Raw genomic sequence first — 26,608 nt, forward strand, 5'->3', positions numbered from 1 at the left:
ATGAAAATTAACGAACTATTAGCAAAAGCAGCTACTTCAAAGTTCAATCTGTGGTTGTTAAATTTTATTTTGTTGCGCAACATTCCCTTCAATAAACCACATCGCTTAAAAATTTTAAGTATTTCAAAAAACAGTGTTGAAATTAAATATCCCTATTTAACAGCAAACCTTAATCATCTTAAAGGCCTTCATGCATGCGGTTTGGCTACCGTTTCGGAATACAGCACCGGATTGCTTTTGTTGAATCATCTGAATCCTGAAAACTATCGACTGATAATGAAATCGCTTAATATGGAATACCATTATCAAGGAAAAAAATCAGCAACAGCACTCTTTGTTTTGGATGATGCTTGGATTCAAAAACATGTTCTGGAGCCACTAAAAACGAGTGATGCAGTGTTCGTTGATTGCGAAGTGCAAGTAAAAGACGAGGATGGCAATCATCTCTCCACCTGTAAAACGCAATGGCAAATAAAAAAATGGGACAAAGTCCGCCTTAAAATTTAATGCAAATTATAGTGTTCTTTTTAGAATTTATCTAGGCTTCCACCGCGTATAATTCCTCTCGCATCTGCTTTATTTTTTCATCGGTGATGTACTCGTCGTAAGTCATTCGTTTATCAATAATTCCATAAGGAGCTATTTCGATTATTCGATTGGCAAGGGTTTCAGTAAACTGGTGATCGTGTGAAGCAAATAAAATATTCCCTTTAAAATCTATCAAAGAATTATTTAAAGCAGTTATGCTTTCCAAATCCAAGTGATTGGTAGGTTGATCCAAAATTAGCGTATTCGCACTATCGAGCATCATTTTAGCAATAAGGCAACGTACCTTTTCACCTCCACTTAGTACCTTACATTTTTTTAAAGAATCTTCTCCCGAAAAAAGCATTTTACCTAAAAAACTTCGAATCCAACTTTCGTCTTTTTCTTCAGAGTATTGTGCCAACCAATCAATCAAATTCATATCCACATTAAAGTAATGCTGATTGTTTTTTGGAAAATACGATTGGCTGCTGGTACCTCCCCATCTATATTCTCCGCTGTCCTGTTTTTGTTCGCCTGTGATGATGTCAAAAAAAGTTGATACCGAAAAGGCTTCCTTGCTGATAAATGCAATTTTATCGCCACTTTCGATAGTAAATGTAAAGTCTTTATAAAGCTCCACTCCATCAATTTTTTTATGGAGATTTTTAACTTCAAATATTTGATTCCTTGTTTCCGTTTTTTGTTTAAAGTTAATATAGGGATAGCGGCGAGAAGATGGTTTTATTTCCTCAAAAACTAATTTATCCAACAATTTTTTACGCGAAGTGGCTTGTCGCGATTTGGATGCATTTGCACTAAAACGAGCCACAAAGGATTCCAACTCCTTTTTCTTATCCTCAGTTTTTTTATTTGCGTCCTGCTTTTGTTTTAAAATCAATTGACTGCTTTCGTACCAAAAGGTGTAATTTCCGGTGAACACGCTTATTTGGTTGTAATCAATATCGGCAATATGTGTACACACCGCATCAATAAAGTGGCGATCGTGACTTACTACAATTACGGTGTTCTTAAATTCACTTAAAAAATTCTCTAGCCATAAAATGGTTTCTACATCCAAGTTATTGGTAGGCTCATCCAGCAAAAGAACATCGGGGTTTCCAAAAATGGCTTGCGCTAACAATACGCGTACTTTCTCACTGCCGCTTAGCTCTTTCATAAGTTTAAAATGCAGTTCTTCCTTTATTCCTAGGCCACTCAATAAATCGGAAGCATCCGATTCAGCATCCCAACCATTCATTTCGGCAAAATCACTTTCCAGTTCAGCGGCGCGTAATCCATCTTTGTCACTAAAGTCGGCTTTGGCATAAATGGCTTCCTTTTCCACAATAATGTCGTATAACTTACGGTTTCCCATAATTACCGTTTTTTGCACTTCAATTTCATCAAAAGCATGCTGATTTTGATTTAAAAAGGATAAACGCGCCCCCGGAGTCATAATCACATTACCTTGTTGCGCTTCAATTTCGCCCGATAATATTTTAAGGAAAGTAGATTTCCCGGCACCATTGGCTCCAATTAAACCGTAACAATTTCCGGGAGTAAAATTAATGCTCACCTTCTCGAACAACACACGCTTGCCGTATTGCAGCGTAATTCCGCTAGTACTAATCATTTATGCTTTAAATTTTGAGGGCGCAAAAGTACTACTTTTTAAGCGAATTTGAAGGCTAGTTTTGAAATTGTTTTTTGAGTTGTGAAAGCGCTTCCTCTGTGATTTTTTTAATTCATCTCCTACAAAAAAAAAATGACTGCTTTTAAGGAGCAGTCATTTTCTAAATAAAAGGGCTGTAGTTATTCAAAAACAACCTTCTGAATAGATGGCTCTCCCTCAGCTGTATAGATTTTCAGGAAATAGATTCCGCTACTTAGGGAATTACGCATAATGAGCGTATTCTTTTCGCTTATACTTGATTGCTGCAAAATTCTACCGCTTAAATCAAAGAGCGCATAACTTGAATTTGGACTAAGCACTTCCTCAACCTGCAACATAAAGCCGCTAGCCGCGGGATTAGGATAAATATTGATTTTCGAAGCTACATCTTGCTTTTTAACAGTTAAAGGGGCAGCCGCAACAAGTGGATGTAAAAAATCACGGACAAATTTTATGGTTGTATCCAAGTACGCAGCATTATTCAAATACGGCACATGATCGGCTCCATTAAATATATAAAAGGGATTATACACTCCCACTGCATTGGCGCGTGTGTGAATGGATGCGCTGCCATCAACATACATAACACTGTAACCCAAGGAAACAATAATTGCATGTGCATAAGGAACAGTTGCATCAGCGGTACCATGCATGCTTACAAATGGGATATCACCAGCCTCCAGATAAGCTGCATCGCCCAATGCACCACACAAATTAATTACAGCACTGGCATTGCTTGGATATCCGGGATTTCCGCTGGCACCTTCCAATCCATCCAGACTAGCTAAAGTTGTTGCTCCCAATGGAAATTCGCTTGGCTTATCCATATACGCTAGATGAAGTGCCATAAATGCACCGGCAGAACTCCCACCAACATAAACGTAATCGGGATGAATTTTATAAGTATTTGCGGTTGCTGCATCCTTGCGAAAAAAGCGCACAGCTGCTTTCATATCCTGCGTTGCTTTTAAAACCGCACGTGTGGCATTCACCGAATCGACCGGAAAAAAACCAGTCCGGTAATTAATGGAAGCACACACATATCCGCGCTTCGCAAAGGTTTGACAAAGTGCAACAATATCTGCTTCATTTTTATCCCCAAATTGAAAACTTCCACCGTGCGCCCATACGATTAAAGGTCGAGCAATAGCCATATCACCTGCTGGTTGATAAATGTCCATGGTGAGATTGGTTTGTAAACCAAAGTTAATATAGGAGCCAAACACCACATTTAAATTGGTAGTAACAGTGGTAAAAACCTCATTGTAATACCTGCCATTGCTGGTATCCAATTGAGCTATAACCGCTGAATTAAATGTCATGAATGCAACAACAAGTAGGGTAGCAATTTTATTCATATAGATTTATTTTTTTGAACGGATAAAAGTACGCATTAAATATTGGCCTACAAGTTTAGCATTCATATTTAAGTTTGTGTTCAACTTTCTTGCAGCATTCAAATTTAAATACGGGCATTCATTAAAATGCTTCAACAATTTGCAGTTCAAATCTGCACTTGGTAGCGCAAAATTCATCCATTAAAATGATTGAAACATTCTCTATATGCTGCTCTTTTATAAATTTTAATACCTTTGAAACCTGCTCAAATGGAATTTTTTTTATGACACCATCGTGCAGAATAAATAAGTAAGTCGATAAATTTCAAGTGGATTGATGTATCGTGCAAACACACAAAATTTGATAATCTAAAAACAGGCTCAATTCAATGAATTTTTTAATTACCGGTGGAGCAGGATTTATTGGTTCCAGTCTTTGCGAATATTTAATTAATCAACAGCATCAAGTGCTTTGTGTAGATAATTTTGATCCATTTTATCCAAAGGAAATTAAACTCAAAAATATTTCCACTCTGCTTAATCATCCCAATTTTAAAATCGTTGAAGCGGATATTTGTGACAGTGAAAAGCTTGCTGAAGTATTCAAATCAAATCCTATCGATTTTGTAATTCATTTAGCTGCAAAGGCCGGCGTAAGGCCTTCTATTTTAAATCCCAAAGCTTATGTCGATACCAATATAAATGGTACCATGAACATTTTGGAGAACATGAAAAATACGGCTGTCAAAAATCTTATTTTTTCATCCTCCTCATCTGTTTACGGCAACAATGAAAAAATTCCTTATGCTGAAAGCGACAATGTTGATTTTCCAATTTCTCCTTATGCTGCTACAAAAAAAAGTGGTGAACTATTAACATTTAATTACCATCATTTATATCAATTTAAAGTAATCAATCTGCGCTTCTTTACTGTGTTTGGGCCTCGTCAACGGCCTGATTTGGCGATTCACAAATTTTTTGATCGCTTATACAAGCAGCAAGCAATTGAAATGTATGGTGATGGTAGCACTAGCCGTGATTATACTTATGTAGATGATATTGTGGAAGGAATTGCACGTGCTATTGAAGTGATTTCTACTAGCGAAAATAGCTTTTATGAAACAATAAACTTAGGAAACAGCTCTCCCATTAAGCTTTCAGCACTCATTCAACTTATTGAAGAAGTATGTGATAAAAAATTCAACATCAAAAAACTTCCCATGCAGGAAGGTGATGTTAACTTAACTTTTGCTGCTATTGAAAAAGCAAAAGCCATTTTGCACTATGCGCCAAAAACGACCATAAGAGAAGGATTGCAGAAGTTTAAAACCTGGTATGAATCCAATCAAAAATAAAGTACTTTCCTTTTCTGCTTTTTTACCCCATCAAAACAAATGGGCATTTTGGTTTCTTTTGGCCTTTGCAATTAAGCTTGTTTTTTTTGCTTATAAAGTTATAGAGTTAGCACCCATTGCAAATACACATTATCCCGCAGCTTTGGCGCGCGAAGCAGGCGATACCTTTACCTATATACAACCGGTCGAAAATTTATTAAAAAATGGTAGTTACGAAGATGATTTTCGCATGCCGGGCTATGCCTGGTTATTTTTTTTACTGCGTTTAATTTTCCCGCTTTCACTTTCGTTGGATATGCTTGTAGTTGCGCAATTAATACTCTCGGCACTTTCGGTTTATATACTTGCTAAAATTTCTGCTCTCCTTTTTCAGAAATCAAACTATTTCTATGTCACTTTTTTCTTCTATTCACTTAGCACCTTTGTCTCTCTATATGATCCCATTATACTTACAGAAAGCTTCTCCACTTCGGCATTAATATTTTCTATTTATTTCTTAATTCTTCCTGAAAAGAATTTCAAAAATCTTTTTGCCTCCGGATTGTTTCTCACTTGGTGCATTTTTTTAAAGCCAGTGATGTTACCTCTTTTAGTAATCTTTATTGGCTATTTAAGCCTTCATGCAGCTAAGCAAAAAGTTTTAAAAACAGCTCAAAAACTAAAACTGCTTTTGTATTTTTCGCTTTCTTTTATTTTAATTGATGGCGCTTGGATACTTAGAAATTATGCTGTACACAAACGTATTTACCCCTTAACCACCAGTCTATATTTTGCAAGCACAACCCAAAGCTATTTGGGTTCTTTATTTGATTTCATGAATGCTTTTGGCGGGTCAATTGTTTGGTGGGAACCTGGTGCAGAGATTACCTTTTTCAAACCTTTACCCGGAAATATAAAAAAACAAAAAACCGCAATTCTTCCTCAAAATATTTATACCAAAGAATTTAATCTAGATAGCTTGTTGCTTGTAAAAAACATGATAAGCACTGTTGATAATGCGGCAACGGATTCGCTCTTGCGGGTTAGTCTTACCTCCCAAATAAAGGAAAAACTAAATCGCTATACCCTTTCCATCAAGCATGAAAAACCATTTCTTTATTATGTTTCTTCTCGTTTAAAAGCGTGCAAAACATTTTTTGTGCATTCGGGAACTTATAATTTGTTTAATAAATCGATAAGCGATTTAAACCCATTTGAGATGTTGCTTAAAATCGGTTATTCCTTACTATATGCCTTTGTCGTGTTTTTTGGATTTATCGGACTTTTCTATTTTCTTATTCGATTTTTTAGCAATTACGAATTACTTTTCTTTACACTCACCAGTCTATACACTGCGCTTGCATTCCCGCTTTTATTAAAGTTTGATGAGTACCGTTATTTTGTTACTGCTTATCCTTTATTTTTAATTGCTGGCATTTTTACATCATTGAGTATATTTGGCATCTTAAAAAACAAATTCGCTAAAAATGCCTGAACTTTCGATTGTTCTTCCCATATATAATGAAGCAAGGGGAATACCTGAGCTTTTTCAAGCTTTGCAGGCTGCCATTGGCGCATACGATTACGAAATAATTACCGTAAACGATGGATCAAAAGACGATTCATTTGCCGTTTTAAAAAGCTTTGCTGCAAATGATAATCGCATCAAAGTAATAAATTTCAGAAGAAATTACGGTCAAACCGCTGCCATTAATGCTGGTATTCAAAATTCTAAAGGCGATATAATTATACTCATGGATAGTGACCTGGAGAACGATCCTTCCGATATTCCTAAACTAATTAATAAGCTCAATGAAGGTTTTGATGTGGTAAGTGGCTGGCGCCAAAATCGCTGGGGAGGTCAATACCTCACACGAAAATTACCATCCTTGCTTGCAAACGGATTAATTAGTAAGGTTTCGGGTGTATCGTTGCATGATTATGGTTGTACGTTAAAAGTATACCGCAGAGATGTTTTGCAGTACGTACTTTTATACGGACAAATGCACCGTTTTATTCCTGTGTATTGCAAATGGCAGGGTGGCACCGTTACCGAAATGCCGGTAAATTACAATCCGCGTAAGTACGGAAAAAGCAATTATGGAATGTCGCGCACCTTTAAAGTATTGCTCGATTTACTATTGATAAAATTTTTGGAACGCTATATGCAACGGCCGATTCACTTTTTTGGAGGGGCTGGTTTTTTATCCTTCTTTATGGGAATCATCACTTTTTTATTGGCCGTATATTTTAAAGTAACTGGCCAAAAAGATTTTGTGCAAACGCCCTTACCTACACTAACTGCCATGTTTTCTATTATCGGTATTTTAATGATCTTGATGGGAGTAATTGCCGAAGTATTAATGCGTACCTATTATGAATCGCAAAATAAATTTCCATTTACCATAAAAGACAAAATAAATTTATAGCATGAACAAGTTGAATTTAGGTTGTGGCGAAGACTACAAAGAAGGCTATCTAAATGTGGATTTCCACGACCATTTTAAAGTGGATAAAGTTTTTAATCTCAACCAATTTCCCTATCCATTTGAAGATTCCACCTTTGATGAAATTAAAGCTTTTCATGTGCTCGAACATTTAAACGATCCGTTTACTGTGATGAAAGAGTTGCACCGTATAATTAAACCCGGTGGTGAACTTCACGTAAAGGTTCCGCATTTTAGCAGAGGATTTACACATGCCGAACACAAGGCCGGTTTTGATGTAACTTTTCCGCAATATTTTAACCCGCATTTCACTAAATCAGGCTATTTTGGTGTGAATTTTTCGTTGCAAAAAATGAAGTTGAACTACATCGCATTTTTTCATTTAATGAAATACATGGGAGTGAGTTCGCTCCTTATCGGGATTTTAAAATTTATTCGTGCGGTTGTCAATTTTTTTGCAAACCTCAGCCCTCTCTTCTGTAGCCGCTTTTGGTGCTTTTGGGTGGGTGGCTTTGAAGAAATTGAATTTGTTTTTAAAGGAGTTAAAGACACAAAATAATGGAGCAAACATTAGCCGACAGCAAAACAGCAGATGCATTTGCTACCTCTTGGAACAACCTTCCCGAGGGCTCTGTGTATACTGTTGATCAGTTTGAAGATTGGATGCTTCCGCTCACACAAAACGATTTTCAAGGGAAAAATATTTTGGAATTGGGATGTGGAAATGCCAGTTTATTGGTGCATGTTGCCAATTGGAAACCAAGCACAATTACCGGAGTAGATTTGGGCGATTCTGTGCTATCCGCACAAAAAAACATGGCATCCACAGCCTATACAAATTATAAAATTGAAAAAGCTGATTTAACGGAATTTAGAGCAAATCAAAAATTTGATTTGGTTTATTCTATTGGTGTATTGCATCATATTAAAGAGCCCATAAAAGGTTTTACTTCGGTTATTGAAAATACAAAACCCGGTGGAAATTTTCATTGCTGGGTGTATGCCAAAGAAGGAAATGCAGTGATACGATACATCGTGGACCCTATCAGAAAAATTGCATCGCATCTACCTTGGTGGTTTACCAAATACCTCATTGCAACCCCACTTTCTTTTTTGTATTTTTTGTACGCACACCTTATTGTAAAATTAAAACTTTCCTTTTTGCCGCTCTACGCCTACAGTCAATGGATTTGCAAAAGAGATTTTTTATTTTTTCGACATGTTGCTTTTGACCAATTAGTTACTCCTCAAACCATTTATATTGAGAAAAAAACCATCGAAAGTTGGTTGAATACTACTCCCGGAATCGACAAATCAAGCACTTATATTATTTTCAGGAATGGAAATTCATGGAAATTTGGTGGTAAAAAAACAGCCTAAACTATGTGCGGAATAGCCGGATTTATTGGCAAAGGAACCATCGAGCAGGGTCGGGCTATGATTCAATCAATTGCCTATCGTGGTCCCGATTACCAGGGTGTAGCTATGCATGAAAATGTTTGCTTAACGCACGCACGACTTAGTATTATTGACCTTTCGGCCGATGCCAATCAGCCCATGTATAGCAGCGACAAAAAAATTGCCATCGTTTTTAACGGTGAAATTTACAATTTTATGTCACTTAAGGCTGAACTTCAAAAGACCGGTAAATATACTTTTCACACCACTTCCGATACAGAAGTGCTCATTTACTTGTATCGCGAATACGGTAGAAAAATGCTTGAAAAAATACACGGCATGTTTGTTTTTGCCTTGTATGATTTTGATGCAAAGGAAATGCTTCTTGCGCGCGATCGGATGGGCAAAAAACCCTTATATTATGGCACATGCGAAGATGGCACATTTATTTTCGCTTCCGAATTAAAAGCATTTTATGAGCATCCATCTGCAAAAAAAGAAATAAATGTTGAAGCCATAAACCAGTACTTAACTTTTGATTATGTTCCTGCTCCTTCCAGCATCAATAAAGGAGTTTTAAAATTAGAACCTGCCCATTATTTAATTATTAAGAATGGCATTTTAACAGAAAAAGCAAGCTATTGGAAACACAATTTCACCACCAATACTACAATATCTTTTGAAGAAGCAAAAACAAAACTCGATCAATTGTTGAATGATGCAACTGCTGCGCGACTTATGAGCGATGTGCCTTTGGGCGTGTTCCTTAGCGGTGGATTAGATAGCTCCACAGTTGCTTATTACGCTCAAAAAAATGCACAGCAAAAAATTAAAACTTTCTCCATCGGATTCGAAGATAAATCATACGATGAGCAAGATTATGCTTTGCAAGTTGCCAATCACCTAGGAACCGAGCATCATGTATCGGTGCTTACACCTTCGAAAACAGTTGACTTGATTAGTGAAATTTTTCCAAAATTAGATGAGCCTTTTGCTGATGCTTCCATCATTCCTACTTATTATTTATCAAAATTTACACGACAAAAAGTTACGGTTGCCTTAGGTGGCGACGGCAGCGATGAATTGCTTGCCGGTTATCCTACATTTATTTCTGAGCGTTACAAAAATTGGGTTCAAATGTTACCTCAACCCATGAAGCAGCTCATGAATCAGGCTGCAAATCTTTTACCTGCAAGTGATAAAAATATTAGTTTCGATTTTAAAGTAAAACAATTTTTGAGAGGATTTAGTTCTCACAGCAACCATATCCATCAGTTGTGGTTGGGTAGTTTTTTACCGGTCGAAAAAAAATCACTTTTTAAAAAACATATTTTCGAAAGCTTAAAAGATGCTTCAGGACTCCAAATAATTGATTTTCATTTCAACGAAAATGGTCCGCAGGATGCATTCAATAAAATATTGTATTACTATTATCAAACCTATTTGCCGGATGATATTCTGTTTAAAGTGGATCGGGCAAGTATGTATAATTCGTTGGAGGTGCGTGCACCTTTCTTAGATACCCATGTGGTAGAATTTTTAAATTCCTTGCCCCGGAATTTTAAACATCAAGGAAACGAATTAAAATTCATCCTAAAAAAAGTGATGGAAAATAAAATTCCGCACAATATTATCTATCGACCTAAAAAAGGTTTCGGCATTCCTTTATCTGATTGGATTCGCAAAGATTTGAAGAATATCATTGAAGATGTTTTGCTTTCGCAGGATGATTATTTTGAACGCAACTACATTGAAAAAATTCTACGTGAACATCAAAGTAAAAAGCACAATCACCGTAAACTTATTTGGAATTTATTTGTGCTGAAAGGCTATTTTTTAAACCGATAGCAAAATTTAAAAATCTGAGTAAAGCAAATATTTTTTTCGGATTGATTTAAAATTGCTCAAAGATGGTTCCCAACTCTTTCGAATTTCTGCTTCTGTTTTGCCATCCATAATTTGCTGCTTTAATGTTGCAGTTCCTGCAAGGGTGTTGAAATAAGGAATAAAAAAATTGGCTTTATCCGGATAACTCTTATACATTTCCAACAACCAAAACAAGTTTATTTTTTTTTCCACCTTAGCCATTGTTTCGCCATACTCCGAAAAATCAAAACCATAACATTTCTGGTCTTTAAAAGGAGGGTTTTTACTTGCACCCGGAATACTTACCGGAGTAAAAGAATAATCTGAGCCGCTTAATTGTGGATAACCTAATTGTTGAAAAGGCTTGCTGGTACCACGTCCCAAGCTTACATTAGTTCCTTCAAAAAAACAAATGGAAGGATATAAATATACAGAAGCCATATTCGGCAAATTGGGCGAAGGTTTCACCGGTAAGGAATAAAAATCGCTGTGGATATAATTTTCACATGTGATTACGGTAAGCATACAAATTTTACCATTTGCTAACCAGCCTTCTCCATTGCACATTTTGGCATATTCACCAACCGTCATGCCATGCACTACAGGTATTGGATCCATTCCTACAAAAGATTTAAACGCTTCTTCCCGAACCGGACCATCCACATAAAAGCCATTGGGATTAGGCCTATCCAACACAATTAATTTTATTTCGTTTTCAGCGCAAGCCTCCATCACATAATGTAATGTGGAGATATAAGTATAAAAACGAGCACCAACATCTTGCAAATCAAAAATCAGATAGTCTACCCCTTTCAAATCCTTGGCTTGAGGCTTTTTGTTGCTGCCGTATAAAGAAATAACAGGCAAATGTGATTTTGAATCTTTGTAATTTTTTACATGTTCTCCGGCATCTGCATCTCCTCTAAAACCATGCTCCGGGCAAAAAACCTTTTTTACATTCACTTTTAATTTTAACAATGAATCGACTAAATGTGTTGTTCCAATTAAGCTGCTTTGGTTAGCCAACACAGCAACTTTTTTTCCTTGAATCAATTTCAAGTAATGATCTGTTAACTCAGCACCCACACGGATGATGCGCGGTTTTCGTTGGGATTGAGCAAAGGTTAATTCGGAAGTCAACAAAAGAAATATACTCCAGCACAAACAAATGCATACCCCAATCGAAACTATTTTTTTTTCTTTATTCACAGGCGATACCAAGCTGATTAATCCTATTTTTACGGTCGGCAAAAATACAATTATTCCAATTGAACACTGAATTATTTATAGCGCGTAAAATTTTATTTCAAAAAAACGGCAAAGGCACGGCCCAAAGTAAGCCCATTGTAAATATTGCTGTTTGGGCTATTGCCTTAGGTGTAGCGGTAATGATTATTTCGGTTGCTGTTCTTACAGGATTTCAAAAACAAATTACCGAAAAAGTAATTGGCTTTGGGGGACATATTCAAATTAGCAATTTTAACAATAACAACTCTTTTGAGCCCAATCCCATTGATAGCGACAAAATAAAACTGAGCGAATTAAAGAGTATTCTTGGTGTAAAACACACTCAAATATTCGCCACTAAAGCTGGTATTATAAAAACAGATGAAGCCATTGAAGGGGTTGTTTTAAAAGGCATTACCAAAGATTACGACCTTACTTTTTTTAACCAAAATTTACAATCTGGCAAAGCTATCACTTTCGCTGATAGCGGGAAAACAGATGATATTTTAATTTCAAAAAAAATTGCCGATAAACTAAAGTTTAAAAGTGGCGATAATTTATGGATGTACTTTGTGCAACAACCCCCACGCATGCGAAAATTTAAAGTATGCGGTATCTACGAATCCGGATTAGAAGATTTTGACGATAAATATGTGCTCTGCGATTTGCAGCACATTCAAAAGTTAAACGATTGGAATCCTAATCAAATGGGAGGAATGGAGATTTCAGTTACCAACTTTAATGAACTCGATAAAGTTGGAAATTTGGTTTATTCAAAAATTGGTTATGATTTAGATTCTAAAACAATTCGGGAACAATATCCACAATTGTTTGATTGGCTCGATTTACAAAACATTAATGTAGTAGTTATTTTGGTTATGATGATTGCAGTGGGTGCCATTAATATGATTACCGCTTTGCTCATTTTAATTCTGGAACGTACCAATATGATTGGGATGTTAAAAGCTTTGGGAGCCAATAACAATAGCTTGCGTAAAATTTTCTTGTATCAAGCGGTTTTTCTAATTGGAAAAGGATTGTTATGGGGAAATATAATTGGCTTGGGGCTTTGTTTATTGCAGTTAAAATTTGGTTTTGCTCACCTCGATCAGGCTTCCTACTATGTTGCACTCGTGCCCATTCATCTCGATTGGATGTATATTTTAGGACTTAATATTGGAACCTTAGTGGTTTGTAGTTTAATCCTTATTCTTCCCTCCTATCTGGTTACGCGTATTAGTCCTGTGAAAGCTATTCGATTTAGTTAACTTGTTCTACATACCAAATTTACTGGAAATAATAGCGTGCATTTGCTTGAGTAGCCCTAAACTTGCTATTGAACGGGTGGCAATCCGAGTTTCAATGGGTGGGCATAGCATACCAATTGAAATAATCGAAAGACGCTATTATAAAGGACTACACAATCTGCAAAAATATTTTTTACCTTTGTCAACAGATTGGATTATTGTAGATAACTCTCAACAAGAAATTGAACTTATTGCAAAATCTACAAATGGAAAATTGCTTGCCTTCAACAAAGAAAAATTAAAATATATTTTGAATGACAAAACAAGAAAAACATAAACTTCTAAATAAAATCATAAAAGGCATGAAAGCTGCCGTAGCTGAAGTTTATGCAGATGCACGAAAAAATGGAACTGAATTGGTTATTGCCACTAAAAGTGGAAAAATCAAAAAAATAAAAGTGCATTAAATTCACATCTCTTTTCTTATCTACTCTTTCTAAAATTCTTATTAGCTCATTCACTATTCATTTATATTTATTTATCATTCAAAAATGTATTATAACAACATCCTCGAAACGATTGGAAATACGCCACTTGTAAAACTCAATAACATCACAAAAGACATCCCGGCAACGGTGCTGGCAAAGGTTGAAACAACTAATCCCGGCAATTCAATAAAGGACCGCATGGCCTTAAAAATGATAGAGGATGCCGAAAAAGACGGTCGTTTAAAAGCGGGCGGAACCATTATCGAAGGCACCAGTGGAAACACTGGAATGGGCTTGGCGATTGCTGCCATCATTAAAGGATACAAATGTATTTTTACCACCACAGATAAACAATCAAAAGAAAAAGTGGATGCTTTGCGTGCCTTTGGTGCCGAAGTGGTAGTTTGCCCTACCAATGTTGAACCTGAAGATCCCCGATCCTATTATTCCGTATCTTCTCGTTTGGAAAAAGAAGTACCCAATTCCTGGAAACCCAATCAATACGACAATCCCTCAAATTCTAAAGCACATTACGAGCAAACAGGTCCCGAAATATGGGAACAAACCGAAGGTAAAATTACACACTTGGTGGTTGGAGTTGGCACTGGCGGTACCATTTGTGGAACCGGTAAGTATTTAAAAGAAAAAAATCCCAACATTCAAATACTGGGAATTGATACCTATGGTTCGGTTTTTAAAAAGTACAAGGAAACTGGCATCTTCGATAAAAATGAAATTTATCCATATGTAACCGAAGGTATTGGAGAAGATTTTTTACCCGCAAATGTTGATTTTAGCATCATCGATCATTTCGAAAAAGTTACCGATAAAGATGCAGCATTGATGACACGCGAAATTGTGAAACGCGAAGGAATATTTGTTGGAAACTCAGCCGGATCAGCTATGGCAGGTTTGCTTCAAATGAAAGATAAATTCAAAAAAGGTGATGTAGTGGTAGTTATTTTTCACGACCACGGTACGCGCTATTTGGGTAAAATGTTTAACGATGATTGGATGCGCATGAAAGGCTATTTCGATAAAAAAGGCTTGGTAGCAAAGGATCTGGTTGAAACAAATAAAAAAGTTGAACTCGTTACCATTGATGCAAAAGATACAATTGACAAAGCCGTGAAAATGATGAATGAACTTGATATTTCTCAAATTCCGGTAACCTCCGATAAGCGAATTGTAGGCGCATTAAGTGAAAATCACTTGTTCTCTTGTATTCTTAAAAATCCTGAAATAAAAAACAATACGGTGGAAAGTATAATGCAAGCGGCCTTTCCTTTTGTGGATATTTCGACCCCAATTGATTCTTTATCAAAAATGATTACCCTCGAAAATCCTGCGCTTTTGGTGCGTGACTTTAAAACTGATAATACTTTTATTATTACTAAAAGCGATATTATTTCGGCTTTGATGCAATAATTACTTTTAACTTTGAATGCTTGTTTGAATTAAATCAAACAAGAATTTTTGTATTTCTTAAAAATTCCAGCACTATTTCTAATGTTTCAAACAATTGATCAGCTTGGAAAAGAAATTCAATTTAAAAATTTTCCTACTAGAATTATTTCTCTTGTTCCCTCTCAAACCGAATTACTTTATGATTTAGGCTTGACAAACGAGGTGGTGGGCATCACCAAATTTTGCATCCATCCGGAGATATGGTATCGCAGCAAGACCAGAATTGGCGGCACAAAAAATATTAATCTTAAAAAGATTGCCGCCCTACAACCCGATTTAATAATTGGCAATAAGGAGGAAAACAGCAAAGAACAAATTCAACAGTTAATGCAGCTCTATCCGGTTTGGATGAGCGATATTAAAACGCTAGCAGATGCACTCAATATGATTGGTAAAATTGGCGAATTAGTGAACCGAAAAGAGAAGGCGAATGAAATCATCACCCAAATTAAATCAAATTTTGCGACCATCATCAACCCACTGCCCAAAACCTGTGCATACTTTATTTGGAAAAACCCCTATTTATGTGCCGGTTCCGATACTTTCATCGACGCCATGTTTCAAGCATGCAGTTTTCAAAACGTGTTTTCGAATTTAAGTCGCTATCCAGAAATTAACTTGCAGAAGCTCGAACAAATGCAGCCTGAAGTGATTTTGTTATCGTCGGAGCCTTATCCCTTTAAAGAAGCGGACAAAGAACACTTGCAAAAAATTTGTCCCGGCTCAAAAATTCAGTTGGTTGATGGCGAAATGTTTTCTTGGTATGGCTCTCGCTTACTTAAAAGCCCTGCTTATTTCAATACTGTAATCAATAATTTCTAGCAACTTAAAAATCCAATTAATTTTTAAGTTCAGTCTTTTGCTAAATTTGTGCGTTTTTTAAATCGCCGTTTTGCCCGAACACCAGTTTATGTCCTTTACAAAGCGCTCTTACTACCTCCTACTTGCAGCATTATTTTTTTGCTTGAATGTGCAAAAAAGTCGTGCACAAAAAGTGGGTGTTGTGCTTAGCGGTGGCGGTGCAGATGGTGTTGCACACATTGGTGTATTAAAATCGCTCGAAGAAAACCGCATTCCCATCGATTACATTGTAGGTACCAGCATGGGTGCCTTTGTTGCCGGTATGTATGCCTCCGGGTATTCAGTTAAGCAAATCGAAACGTTCATAACAAGTGATAAATTTAAACGTGCTGCCGAAGGCGATGTAGAAGAAAAATATGTTTTTTATTTAAAGAAAAGAGAGAACGATGCCTCTTGGGTTTCCTTTAAATTCGCACCTGACACTATTTTAACCACTTCTCTTCCAACTAACTTTATTTCACCTGTTCCCATTGATTTTACTTTGGTGGAATTGTTTGCCAACCCATCGGCAGCATCAAATTATAATTTCGATAGTTTATTCATTCCCTTTCGTTGTGTAGGCTCTGATGTTACGGCAAAAAAGCAAGTTGTATTTAAAAAAGGAGATGTGGGTCAAAGTATTCGTGCTTCTATGTCTTACCCTTTTTACATTAAGCCCATTTTGATTGATGGCGATTTGTTTTTTGATGGCGGACTCTACAACAATTTCCCTATTGACGTGCTTTACGCTGATTTTAAACCGGATGTAATAATTGGGAGTAGTGTGGCCGATAAGCTTATTCCACCCGATGAGGACAATGTTATTTCTCAAATTAAAAGTATGCTCATCAACCGCGGTACGGTCGAAAAAGTTCCGGTTCCATCGATTGTTATTGAACCGATAGTGGATGACATTGGACTTTTTGAATTTAAGAGTGCTGCTAAGGTTTTAGGGAATGGTTATGTGGCAGCAAACGAAAAAATGGATAGCATTAAAATGCTGATTAGCCGTCGCGAAAATTCAGATTCGCTTCAATGCCGCCGACAACTCTTTCAAAACAAAAAAGAAAGATTGGTTTTCGAAAAAATACTTATCGAAGGACTAAAAGTAAAACAAGCCCACTATGTGCGTAAATTACTGAGCAATAAAAATAAATTAGTTACACTCGAAGAGCTTAAACCTAAGTACTATCGCTTGGTTGCAGATGATAAAATCAAACAGATTTACCCGCTTACCAAATACAATGAAAAATCGGGCTTTTACGATTTATTATTAAAAATAAAGAAGGAAAAGGATTTATTTGTTTCCTTTGGCGGAAATGTTTCTTCTCGACCTATAAATGCCGGTTTTATTGGTTTACAGTATAATTACCTTCGAAAAATTTCGATCACCACAAGTGGAAATATTTATTTTGGTAAGCTGTATGGTTCCTATCAAGCCAAATTACGTTTTGATTTTCCTTCTCGTCTTCCTTTTTATGCCGAGGCTTCATTTACCCGTAACCGCTGGGATTTCTTTAAAAGTAGTACCGCATTTTTTGAAGAATCTAAACCATCTTTTCTCGTACAAAATGATTTGTATGGCGATGTAAATCTAGGTTTACCGGCAAAAAACAAAGGAAAAATTATTACCGGGTCTGCTTTTGCTAACAGCTACGACAAGTACTATCAAACCAAAGTATTTTCAGCCACCGATACTGCCGATAGAACCGATTTATACCTAACCAGCCCTTATCTTTTTTATGAACGCAATACTTTAAATAAAAAACAATTTGCAAACAGAGGTACGTATTTTTTGCTTAAAGCAAGATACTTAAGTGGACGCGAAGTAAATACTCCCGGTTCCACTTCCATAAATCGAAATACTTATAGCCGCTACCACAACTGGTTCAATGTGCACTTAATATATGATAACTATTTTAAACGAAAAGGAAATTTGCGATTAGGATTTTATTTAGAAGGCGTATATTCCAATCAGGATTTCTTTAATAACTACACTGCCAGCATTCTTGCAGCACCTGCCTTTATGCCTATACCCGAAAGTAGGACACTCTTTTTAGAAAATTTTAGAGCCCACTCTTTCGCTGCTGGTGGTTTTAGAAGTGTAATTAATTTTTATACAAATTTTGACATACGCATCGAAGGTTTTGTTTACCAACCGTATAGGGAAATATTAAAACAGCCAGACTTAACTGCAAAATACGGTGAACCCTTTGCGCAAATATATTTTATAGGTTCCACTTCACTCATCTATCACAGCCCAATTGGACCATTAAGTTTTAATGTAAACTATTACGATCGCAAAAGCGATTCATTTAATTTTCTATTTTCATTTGGGTATTTGTTGTTCAATAAAAAATCAACCGAATAACAATAAGTCTCCCTTACCCGATTATTATCTTTCCAAATCAATAACAGATTTACCTTTTGAGATCAAATTTAGATCTGTTCGTCGAACTTTTTTGTAACCTTTTAGGAAATAATAAGTATAGCTGTTTTTTCCATTTTTATTTGTTAATGTCAAAAAAAAGCTATATTTGTTTATTCAATATAACCGCTAATTTATCTTATTAATATGAAAAATTACCCATTTCATCTGCTAAATGCAGGTTCGTCGCGCTTCTTGTGTTTTGGTAAAGCAATCACGCGCATTTTGCTCATTGCGCTTCTCTTTGCTAAGGGTGTCTCAGCCCAACAATTACAAATGACTGACTTTGTAATGTATGCCGGTTCGGGTGGATCGGGCTGCACAACTCCTCCATCCGGGGGATTTGGTGTTTTTATGGCCTCGTCGAATACCATCAACAATGGCTCTATTGGAAGTAAAGTGTTAGTTAAAACAACCGGAACTTCGCAAATAAATTCAAATATATATTCGCAAGGAAAAGCAACACTTTCCAGTAGTAATGCTGTAGTTGGGAATATGGTAATAGCCAATACCTCCTCCGCATCAGGAACAATTTTATCAGTTGGTAACAGCGCTTCCATAACCGGAAATATTGATGTAAAAGGGAATACTGTTATTGGAAGTGGAACATTTAATGGAAAATTAACTCATCCTACAGGAACCACCTATTCAGGTCCGGTACCTTCTCTTGGAAATATTATTGGAGTGCCTGCCTTACCTGTATTTCCGGCACAACCTGCAATAACTGCATTTCCTGCTTATCCTCAAATGTCCGATATTTCAACTACTCAAACACTTAATCCGGGTTCATACGACGATATAAAGTTAACCGGTGGAAAAACCATTACGTTTAACGGTCCGGGGGTATATGTTTTTGATTTGATACAAAACAGTGGAAGCACCAATTATTTTGTGTTCGATTTTAAAAACACCAGCTCAGGCGCCATTTTAATATATGTTCACAATAACATGGTGATGGGTAAAATGGGTGTAACTGCCATTAATGGTGGCAGCGCATCGCGAATTTTTACTGAGGTTCATGGTATTGGTACAGGTTCAAAAAAATATGCATTTGATTTAGCTAACGGTTCATCCGGAGCCGCAAGTTCCAAATGGTTAGGAACAGTATGGGCACCCTACGCAGGAATTAATGTTGGCTCTGGTACCGGAAATAGTGATGTAACCGGTGCACTTTGGAGTGGTACTCAAGTAAATATTCAAAGCGGTGTTACAATCACTTATGCACCCTTTCAAAATTGTTCTTCTCCAAATGCAAATGCCGGTGCAGATATGGTGATCACTTGTTCGACATCTACTGTGCAATTAAATGGCTCTTCATCAACGGCGGGAGTTACTTACAATTGGCTTGCTTCTAATGGAGGTACAATTGTGGGTGCAGCCAACATTGCAAGTCCTACAGTAAGTAGTGCCGGAACTTACACATTAACTGTAACTACTTCTGCCGGCGGATGCTCTGCCAGTGATGTTGTTCTTGTTACAGAAGATAAAATTTCGCCAACTGCAGTTGCCGGGGCTGATATGGTTATTAATTGTACGAATATGAGTGCAATTTTAAATGGTTCATCAAATACCGCAGGAGTTTCCTATAATTGGAGTGCTAGCAATGGCGGATCTATTTCAGGTTCCACTTCAATAGCAAATCCCTCTGCTAGCACTGCAGGTTCATACACTTTAACCGTAACTAATCCGTTAAATGGTTGCTCAGCAAGTGATTTAGTTTTAGTTACGTTAGATAATCAAGCGCCAAACGCAAATGCCGGAAACGATAACGTTATTTCTTGTGCTTTTTTAACCCGTGAATTAAACGGTTCTTCCTCTACAGCAGGAGTTAATTATAGCTGGTCAAGCGCCAATGGTGGTAACATTACAAGTGCTACTAATATTCCAAATCCTACCGTTAATGCGGTTGGCGATTATACGCTTACGGTTACCAATCCGGCTAACGGCTGTAGTGCAACTGATGTAGCACAAATAACCCAAGGACCTTGTATTTTCCCTTATTATCCGCCAGATCCAAGCGGTAAAGTGGGTTCTTTAATTGGATCTGAGTTAACTTCATTGTATTTCAATTTTAATCCCAATGCCAGTGATACCTTAGATAATATTTATCAAATAAATGCTGATAGCGTTTACATTGAAGTAATTTCCTTAGCAGGTCAATATCAAACCCTGCTTAGTTTATTGCAAACCACTCCTTACGGTATTACTCGATTAATTGATAATGGTCCAAATACCTTATTTATTTCAGGTTTATATCCCGTTAACCATTTGAAAAAGTTGGATAGCCTTCCAAACTTAATTGACTATGTGCGTCCTTTATTTCCACCAGTTTCTAATACTGGTATTATAACTAGTGCTGGTGATATTGCACAAAAATCGGATATCGCCCGTATTGGATATGGCTTGAATGGTACAGGTGTAAAAATTGGAGTTATCTCTAATAGTTATAACACCATTCAAGGTAACCCTGCCGCGACAGATATTGCTAATGGTGATTTGCCGGGAGCAAATGGAACAAATCCTGTTCATGTATTAAAAGATTATCCTTACGGAATACAATCGGATGAAGGTAGAGCTATGTTGCAAATTGTGCACGATATTGCCCCTAATGCCGACTTAGCATTTCGCACCGGATTTATTAGTGCCGGGGACATGGCACAAGGAATTTTAGCATTGAAAAATGACAATTGTAATGTTATTGTAGATGATGTGACTTTTATTACCGAACCTTTCTTTCGTGATGGAGTTGTTGCACAAGCTGTGAATACAGTTGCTTCCCAAGGTGTTTCTTACTTTACATCGGCCGGAAATTTCGGAAATAAATCTTATCAAAATACATTTAACCCTGCCCCTACTCCAAACAATTTACCGGGTGCTGCACATGATTTTGGCGGTGGCGATATCTATCAGTCTTTAATATTACCTCCCGGAAATTATGTGATTGTGATGCAATGGGAAGATGAAATTTATTCGCTTGGTCAAAACTCTACAGGTACTGCCAACGATATGGACATTTACCTTACTGCAGATAATGGAATTACACTTTTTGGTTTTAACCGAAATAATATTGGTGGCGACCCCCTTGAAGTTCTTCCTTTTACTGTTGGAGGAAATGTGGCTCAAAATGCAAGCTTGTTAATCACACGTTCTAACGGCTCAGGAAATGTAAATTTTAAATATATTATTTTCCGTGGTGAGGGTGTAATCACAGAACACAATACCGGAACTTCTACCATTGTTGGTCAAGCTAATGCTGATGGTGCGATGGCGGTGGGTGCGGTGTTGTATTCCAATACACCGGCTTATGGTGTAAATCCTCCTACAGTTGCATCTTTCTCCTCACGTGGAGGAACACCTGTTGCGGGCCTTACGCGAAATAAACCCGATTTATGTGCACCAAACGGTGGTAATACCACTGTGAACATGGGCGGTGTAAATATAGATGCGGATGCCTTCCCTAATTTCTTTGGTACTTCAGCAGCTGCTCCACACGCAGCCGGAATAGCTGCTTTGTTGATTGAAGGAAAACAAAAATTCTATAACCAAACAATGACGCCTACGCAAGTGCGCGGCGTAATGCAAGCTACTTCCGACGATATGGATGCACCTGGTTTTGATTATAATACCGGTGCCGGTTTTGTAAATGCAGATGCAGCAATGCGCACCTTTGCAGCTCCAACACCGGATATAGTTTCGCTTGCTGCACCAAATGCAGTAACTCCGGGAACAGTAACCTTTACAGTTACGGTGAATGGTGATTTCCTAACCTCAAATTCTCAAATTATTTTTAGAGGACAACCTTTGGTTACTACTGTTTTAAGTAATAATCAATTGCAAGCCACAGTGCCCACTTTCTTTGGTAATCCTCCGGTTCAGATTTTTAACCCAGCGATTACACCAAATACAAACGATGGTGGATATTCAGACACCTTGTATTTCTTTGCTCCGGTGAAGAAAAATGTAGTGGTAAATGCTGTTAATGCATCCAAAAAATTTGGAGAGGAGGTACCGGCATTTACATCTACAGTTACTGTGGATGATCAGGATCCGGCAGTGCTTGGACTTAGCTTAGCGGATTTAGGGTTAGCTTCTATTCAATACTCCACTCCGGCCACAGCGGCAAGCAATGCAGGAATTTATTTTATTCGTCCAACTGCCAATGCCACCAATGATATTGGATTGCAAGAATTGTATACCTACGATTTCAACGATGGATTATTAAGCATCGAAAAAATGCCGATGACCATTAAAGCACAAGATCTTACTTTAACCTATGGGGATAAAATTGATGGACTTGGTTTACAATTCGATTACAACTTCGACAATTCCAACATTCCCCCGGCCGATCAAGGAGCATTCTTAAATGCAATTGAATCTGAGCACAGTTCATCTCTTGTGGATGCTGTTGCTATGGTGGATGATCAAAGTGTAGTGAATCAGCGAGGATTGGTGAATGCCGATTTAATTAACCTCAGCTTTATTGTAAGCCAAAAAGGACTTGTAAATCAAAGAGGTCTGGTGAATCAAAAAGGTTTGGTGAACAATGTTCCGGTATACGACACCACTAAGATTGTCGATTTAGCTTTATCTTCTTTATTTGGATATCAAACAGATTCTATTAATGCTACCCTTGCCAGCGGAAATCCATTAGCGAATCAAAAAGGATTGGTGAATCAAAAAGGATTGGTGAATGGAACTGCTACAGTGAATCAAAAGGGTTTGGTAAACGGCTCAACTGTAGTGAATAGTACTTCCAACTCAGGTGGTGCTGATGTTGCGGTTATTGTGGATGAAGACGATTACAACGCTACCACCGATACCATTTATACATTCTATTCAATAAACTTGATTACCGGAATTTCAGCAGGTACACATAAAATTGTACCCGGTGCATTCCTCACCAATAATTTTGATGTAACCTACGAAATTGGAACCTTAACCATTTTGCCGGACACTTTATTTGTAACGGCAGACAATCAAAATCCTTTATGCAACAGTTTGCCTGAATTTACATCCACAATAACCGGTTACGATTACGATGACAATGCTGCAAATGTTATTGCATCCGGTCCGAGTTATGCAATTTGGGACAACCAAAATCAAGTTGTAAATGGAGTTCCACAAGGAGGATCCTATCAAATCATACCAAGTAATTTAAACTTAATTGCACCACCAAATTATTTTGTTCAGTATACAAATGGAACCCTTACTGAGCCGGCGGTGTTAACCCTTTCGGCTACTGCAACTCAACCTTTATGTAATGGCCAAACCGGAAGTGTTATATTAGAGGCTGCAGGTGGAACAGGTGCTTATACTTATACCGGTGCTACTTCTAACTTAAGCCAAGGCACTTATAACTATTTGGTTACAGATGAAAATGGTTGTACAGCCGAAACAAGTGCAAACATTGTGGCAGCGCCAAGCCTTTTAACACTAACAGCTACCGAAACTCAACCAAAATGTTTTGGTGAAACAGGATCGGTAAGCCTCGAAGCAAATGGAGGAACAGGCAATTATACTTACGGAAATGAACCAACCGCTAATCTTTCTGCAGGCGTTTATATCTTTACTGTAACCGACGAAAACGGCTGTTCTGCGTCTGCAACTGTTACTATAAATGCTGCACCATCACAATTAATTTTAACTGCAAATCCTACACAAGCTTTGTGCTACGGACAAACAGGAAGTGTTAGTTTGAATGCAAATGGAGGCACAGGTGTTTATTATTACGATAATACTCCTACTGTTGGTTTAGCTGCCGGCGTTTATGCTTATACTGTTACAGATGAAAACAGTTGTACAGCCAGTACAAGTGCTACTATTAATGCTGCTCCGGCTGAATTGATTTTAACTGCTACCGCTACACAACCACTCTGTTATGGACAAACAGGTAGTGTAAGTTTAAGCACAAGTGGAGGAACAGGTTCATATAGTTATGGTAATACAGCAACCACGAATTTAGGAGCAGGTACTTATAATTATTTTGTAACCGATGAAAATGCTTGTACATCAAGTGCAAGTGCAATCATCAATGCTGCTCCAGCACAATTAATTCTTACGGTAACTCCTACACAACCTAATTGCTATAATCAAACCGGAAGTGTTGTAAGAATAGCAAGTGGCGGAACTGCTTTTTATACTTATAACACTACTGCAACTGCTAATTTAGGTGCCGGAACATATAATTATTCCGTAACAGATGCTAATGGCTGTGCTGCAAGCGGCTCGGCAACAATTGTTGTTCCGACTGCTGTTAGTGGAATAATTACTTCAACTGCTGCAACCTGTGGTGGAGCAAATGGATCAGCAACTGTTACTCCTTCAGGTGGAACTCCGGGATATACGTATTTGTGGATGCCTTGTAGCAAAACAACTCAATCGGTAACCGGCTTAGCGGCAGGATCATATACCGTGAAAATTACAGATACGAAAGGTTGCTATACTACTTTGAGTGTTACCATCGGAACAGCTAATATTTCAGCACCTGTTGCTATCACCGGTCAAGTAGATAATTTGTGTGGGGCAACCGGAAAAGTTTATTCTATTGCTCCGGTTACAGGAGCAACTTCTTACACATGGACTGTGCCATCAGGCGTTACGATCACTAGTAATAATGGTACGTCCATAACAGTAAAATTTGGAACTTCGTTTAAAACATCCGGAAGCATTTGCGTAAAAGCAAATTGTGCCTGCAATTCAAGTGCATATACATGTTTGAATATTGTTGCCCCTCCGGCACAACCGGGCGCAATTACAGGAGCTTCATCGGTTTGTAAATCACAAACCAATGTGCCCTACTCTATTGTTGCTGTTAGCGGTGCAACTTCCTATTCATGGACAATAAATAGCGGTGCAAGTTTTGTGGGTTCAACAAGCGGTACTTCATCTGTTGTTAAATTCACTGGTGCTACAGGTACTTCTGCCAACTTAAAAGTGGTTGCAAAAAATAGCTGTGGTAGTTCAGCTGCAAGAACATTAGCGGTAACGGTTAACACAAATTGTAGAACCATAAGTGGTGCAGCCATTCAAGATGCCGGTGATAACGAATCCTACTTCTCTGATTTGATGATATATCCTAACCCTGCAAATTCAGTTGTAAACATCAGTTTTGAATCACCTGAAAATGTAAGCTATACCTTTAAATTAATGGACATGCTTGGCAATACTGTCTTAGTTGAAAATTATGTTTCGGGTAACGGTGTTAACAAAAAAGAAATTAATTTGAAAGATTACGCACAAGGCATTTATTTCTTGCGTATTGATAAAGATGGCGCAGAAGTAAAAACTACGCGTGTAGTTGTTCAACATTAAAAATGTTAGTCAAAAAAAAGAGGCTGTTCGAAATTCGAGCAGCCTTTTTTTTGTTGTTTATTCTAATGGAATTGCATCCTTATTTCATTTCCTCCGATTCAATTTTGCTGAATGGATACTTGCATTGAGCTCAAATCCCAGTAAAATAATTATGGCGTTAAAATAAATCCAAAGCATAATAACAATAAGCGTTCCGATAGAGCCGTATAATTTGTTGTAATTGCCAAAATGATTTACATAAAATGAAAATCCAAGCGAAGCTATTATGCTCATGACGGTAGCAAAAGTTGAACCCGCAGAAATAAATTTCCATTTTAGTTTTTGATCCGGGCCGAGGTAATACAAAAAGGAAAAGGCACAAAAAAAGAGACCCAATATAACAAACCACTTTCCTATCAAGAGCAAATAAATGGTTAGGCTGTCGACCAATAAATGCTTACTCACCAAATAATCGAGTGCTACATTGCTGAATACAATAAGCGCAATCGCAATCAATATTAAAAAAGTAAGAATAAAAACAAGCGCAACCGAAATCAATCGAATTTTCCAAATGGAGCGTGTTTCGATGCTTTGGTTTGATTTGTTAAAGGCACTAATCATGGCATGTATGCCATCGGTAGCCAAATACAGCGCAAATAAAAATCCAAATGAAAGTAAATCTCCGCGTTGATGCTTTACTAAATCTTCAAACGTTTCGCGCATTGCCTCATAGGCATTGCTGGGCAAAAAATCTTTCATCAAAATCAACAATTGATCTTGAAAATCGTTAATAGGAATGTAAGGTATGAGGGTTATTAAAAAGATAATACTTGGAAAAATAGCTAGAAAAAACTTGAATGCCAAGGAGGATGCCCTTGTAGTGAGTGAGCCATTTTGAACGCCAATAAAAAAGAAAGAGGCTACATCGTAAAAAGGTAAGCCTTCGAAACCCGGTAGAATTAATTTTTTAGAAAGCGTGAGCACGAAACGAACCGGATAGCTTTTTAACAATGCCCCTTTAAAACGCTCTACCATAGTT

General features: G+C 37.3%; 17 protein-coding genes. 13 read left to right on the forward strand and 4 right to left on the reverse strand.

Going from position 1 to position 26,608, the window contains the following annotated elements; all coding sequences use genetic code 11:
- Positions 1–507 carry a DUF4442 domain-containing protein gene (locus tag IPP32_10030; GenBank protein MBL0048418.1) on the forward strand — a complete coding sequence of 169 codons (507 nt, stop codon included), beginning with the start codon at positions 1–3 and terminating at the stop codon, positions 505–507.
- A gap of 31 nt (positions 508–538) precedes the next feature.
- Here the strand turns inward: IPP32_10030 and IPP32_10035 are convergent, their stop codons facing one another.
- Positions 539–2,161 (reverse strand): ATP-binding cassette domain-containing protein, encoded by a 1,623-nt coding sequence (locus IPP32_10035; protein MBL0048419.1) that lies wholly within the window; start codon positions 2,159–2,161, stop codon positions 539–541.
- Positions 2,162–2,340: 179 nt separating this feature from the next.
- On the reverse strand, positions 2,341–3,558 hold the full coding sequence (locus IPP32_10040; GenBank protein ID MBL0048420.1) for a T9SS type A sorting domain-containing protein: 1,218 nt from the start codon (positions 3,556–3,558) through the stop codon (positions 2,341–2,343).
- A 368-nt stretch (positions 3,559–3,926) separates the two neighbouring features.
- On the opposite strand from IPP32_10040, the gene IPP32_10045 reads away from it, so the two are divergent.
- From IPP32_10045 to asnB, 6 genes are read left to right on the forward strand one after another with little or no spacing between them, the layout of a single operon-like run.
- Positions 3,927–4,892 (forward strand): GDP-mannose 4,6-dehydratase, encoded by a 966-nt coding sequence (locus tag IPP32_10045; protein MBL0048421.1) that lies wholly within the window; start codon positions 3,927–3,929, stop codon positions 4,890–4,892.
- A complete protein-coding gene (locus IPP32_10050) occupies positions 4,873–6,366 on the forward strand; it encodes a hypothetical protein (GenBank protein MBL0048422.1) in 1,494 nt (497 codons plus the stop codon). Before IPP32_10045 ends, IPP32_10050 begins: the two co-directional genes overlap by 20 nt.
- On the forward strand, positions 6,359–7,300 hold the full coding sequence (locus tag IPP32_10055) for a glycosyltransferase family 2 protein (protein MBL0048423.1): 942 nt from the start codon (positions 6,359–6,361) through the stop codon (positions 7,298–7,300). Before IPP32_10050 ends, IPP32_10055 begins: the two co-directional genes overlap by 8 nt.
- Position 7,301: 1 nt before the next feature.
- Positions 7,302–7,877 carry a methyltransferase domain-containing protein gene (locus tag IPP32_10060; GenBank protein MBL0048424.1) on the forward strand — a complete coding sequence of 192 codons (576 nt, stop codon included), beginning with the start codon at positions 7,302–7,304 and terminating at the stop codon, positions 7,875–7,877.
- On the forward strand, positions 7,877–8,698 hold the full coding sequence (locus IPP32_10065) for a class I SAM-dependent methyltransferase (protein ID MBL0048425.1): 822 nt from the start codon (positions 7,877–7,879) through the stop codon (positions 8,696–8,698). The genes IPP32_10060 and IPP32_10065 overlap by 1 nt, the downstream gene beginning before the upstream one ends.
- Positions 8,699–8,701: 3 nt before the next feature.
- Positions 8,702–10,564 (forward strand): asparagine synthase (glutamine-hydrolyzing), encoded by a 1,863-nt coding sequence (gene asnB, locus IPP32_10070; protein ID MBL0048426.1) that lies wholly within the window; start codon positions 8,702–8,704, stop codon positions 10,562–10,564.
- Positions 10,565–10,570: 6 nt separating this feature from the next.
- On the opposite strand, the gene IPP32_10075 is transcribed toward asnB, so the two are convergent.
- Positions 10,571–11,809, reverse strand: coding sequence for a DUF1343 domain-containing protein (locus IPP32_10075; protein MBL0048427.1), 1,239 nt, complete (start codon positions 11,807–11,809; stop codon positions 10,571–10,573).
- 41 nt (positions 11,810–11,850) lie between these two features.
- Between IPP32_10075 and IPP32_10080 the strand changes: the two genes are divergently transcribed.
- The 6 genes from IPP32_10080 (at position 11,851) to IPP32_10105 (ending at position 25,590) form a co-directional block, all read left to right on the forward strand.
- Positions 11,851–13,077, forward strand: coding sequence for an ABC transporter permease (locus IPP32_10080; GenBank protein MBL0048428.1), 1,227 nt, complete (start codon positions 11,851–11,853; stop codon positions 13,075–13,077).
- Positions 13,078–13,370: 293 nt separating this feature from the next.
- Positions 13,371–13,523 (forward strand): hypothetical protein, encoded by a 153-nt coding sequence (locus IPP32_10085; GenBank protein ID MBL0048429.1) that lies wholly within the window; start codon positions 13,371–13,373, stop codon positions 13,521–13,523.
- 84 nt (positions 13,524–13,607) lie between these two features.
- Positions 13,608–14,972, forward strand: a complete 1,365-nt coding sequence (locus IPP32_10090; GenBank protein ID MBL0048430.1) for a pyridoxal-phosphate dependent enzyme — start codon at positions 13,608–13,610, stop codon at positions 14,970–14,972.
- A gap of 81 nt (positions 14,973–15,053) precedes the next feature.
- Positions 15,054–15,833, forward strand: coding sequence for an ABC transporter substrate-binding protein (locus IPP32_10095; protein ID MBL0048431.1), 780 nt, complete (start codon positions 15,054–15,056; stop codon positions 15,831–15,833).
- Between the two features lie 88 nt (positions 15,834–15,921).
- Positions 15,922–18,222, forward strand: coding sequence for a patatin-like phospholipase family protein (locus IPP32_10100; protein ID MBL0048432.1), 2,301 nt, complete (start codon positions 15,922–15,924; stop codon positions 18,220–18,222).
- A gap of 204 nt (positions 18,223–18,426) precedes the next feature.
- Positions 18,427–25,590, forward strand: coding sequence for a S8 family serine peptidase (locus tag IPP32_10105; GenBank protein ID MBL0048433.1), 7,164 nt, complete (start codon positions 18,427–18,429; stop codon positions 25,588–25,590).
- 84 nt (positions 25,591–25,674) lie between these two features.
- Here the strand turns inward: IPP32_10105 and IPP32_10110 are convergent, their stop codons facing one another.
- Positions 25,675–26,604, reverse strand: coding sequence for a YihY/virulence factor BrkB family protein (locus IPP32_10110; GenBank protein MBL0048434.1), 930 nt, complete (start codon positions 26,602–26,604; stop codon positions 25,675–25,677).
- Positions 26,605–26,608: the final 4 nt, after the last annotated feature.

The sequence above is a fragment of the Bacteroidota bacterium genome (genome assembly GCA_016721765.1).
In the GTDB taxonomy this organism is placed as follows: Bacteria; Bacteroidota; Bacteroidia; order UBA4408; family UBA4408; genus UBA4408.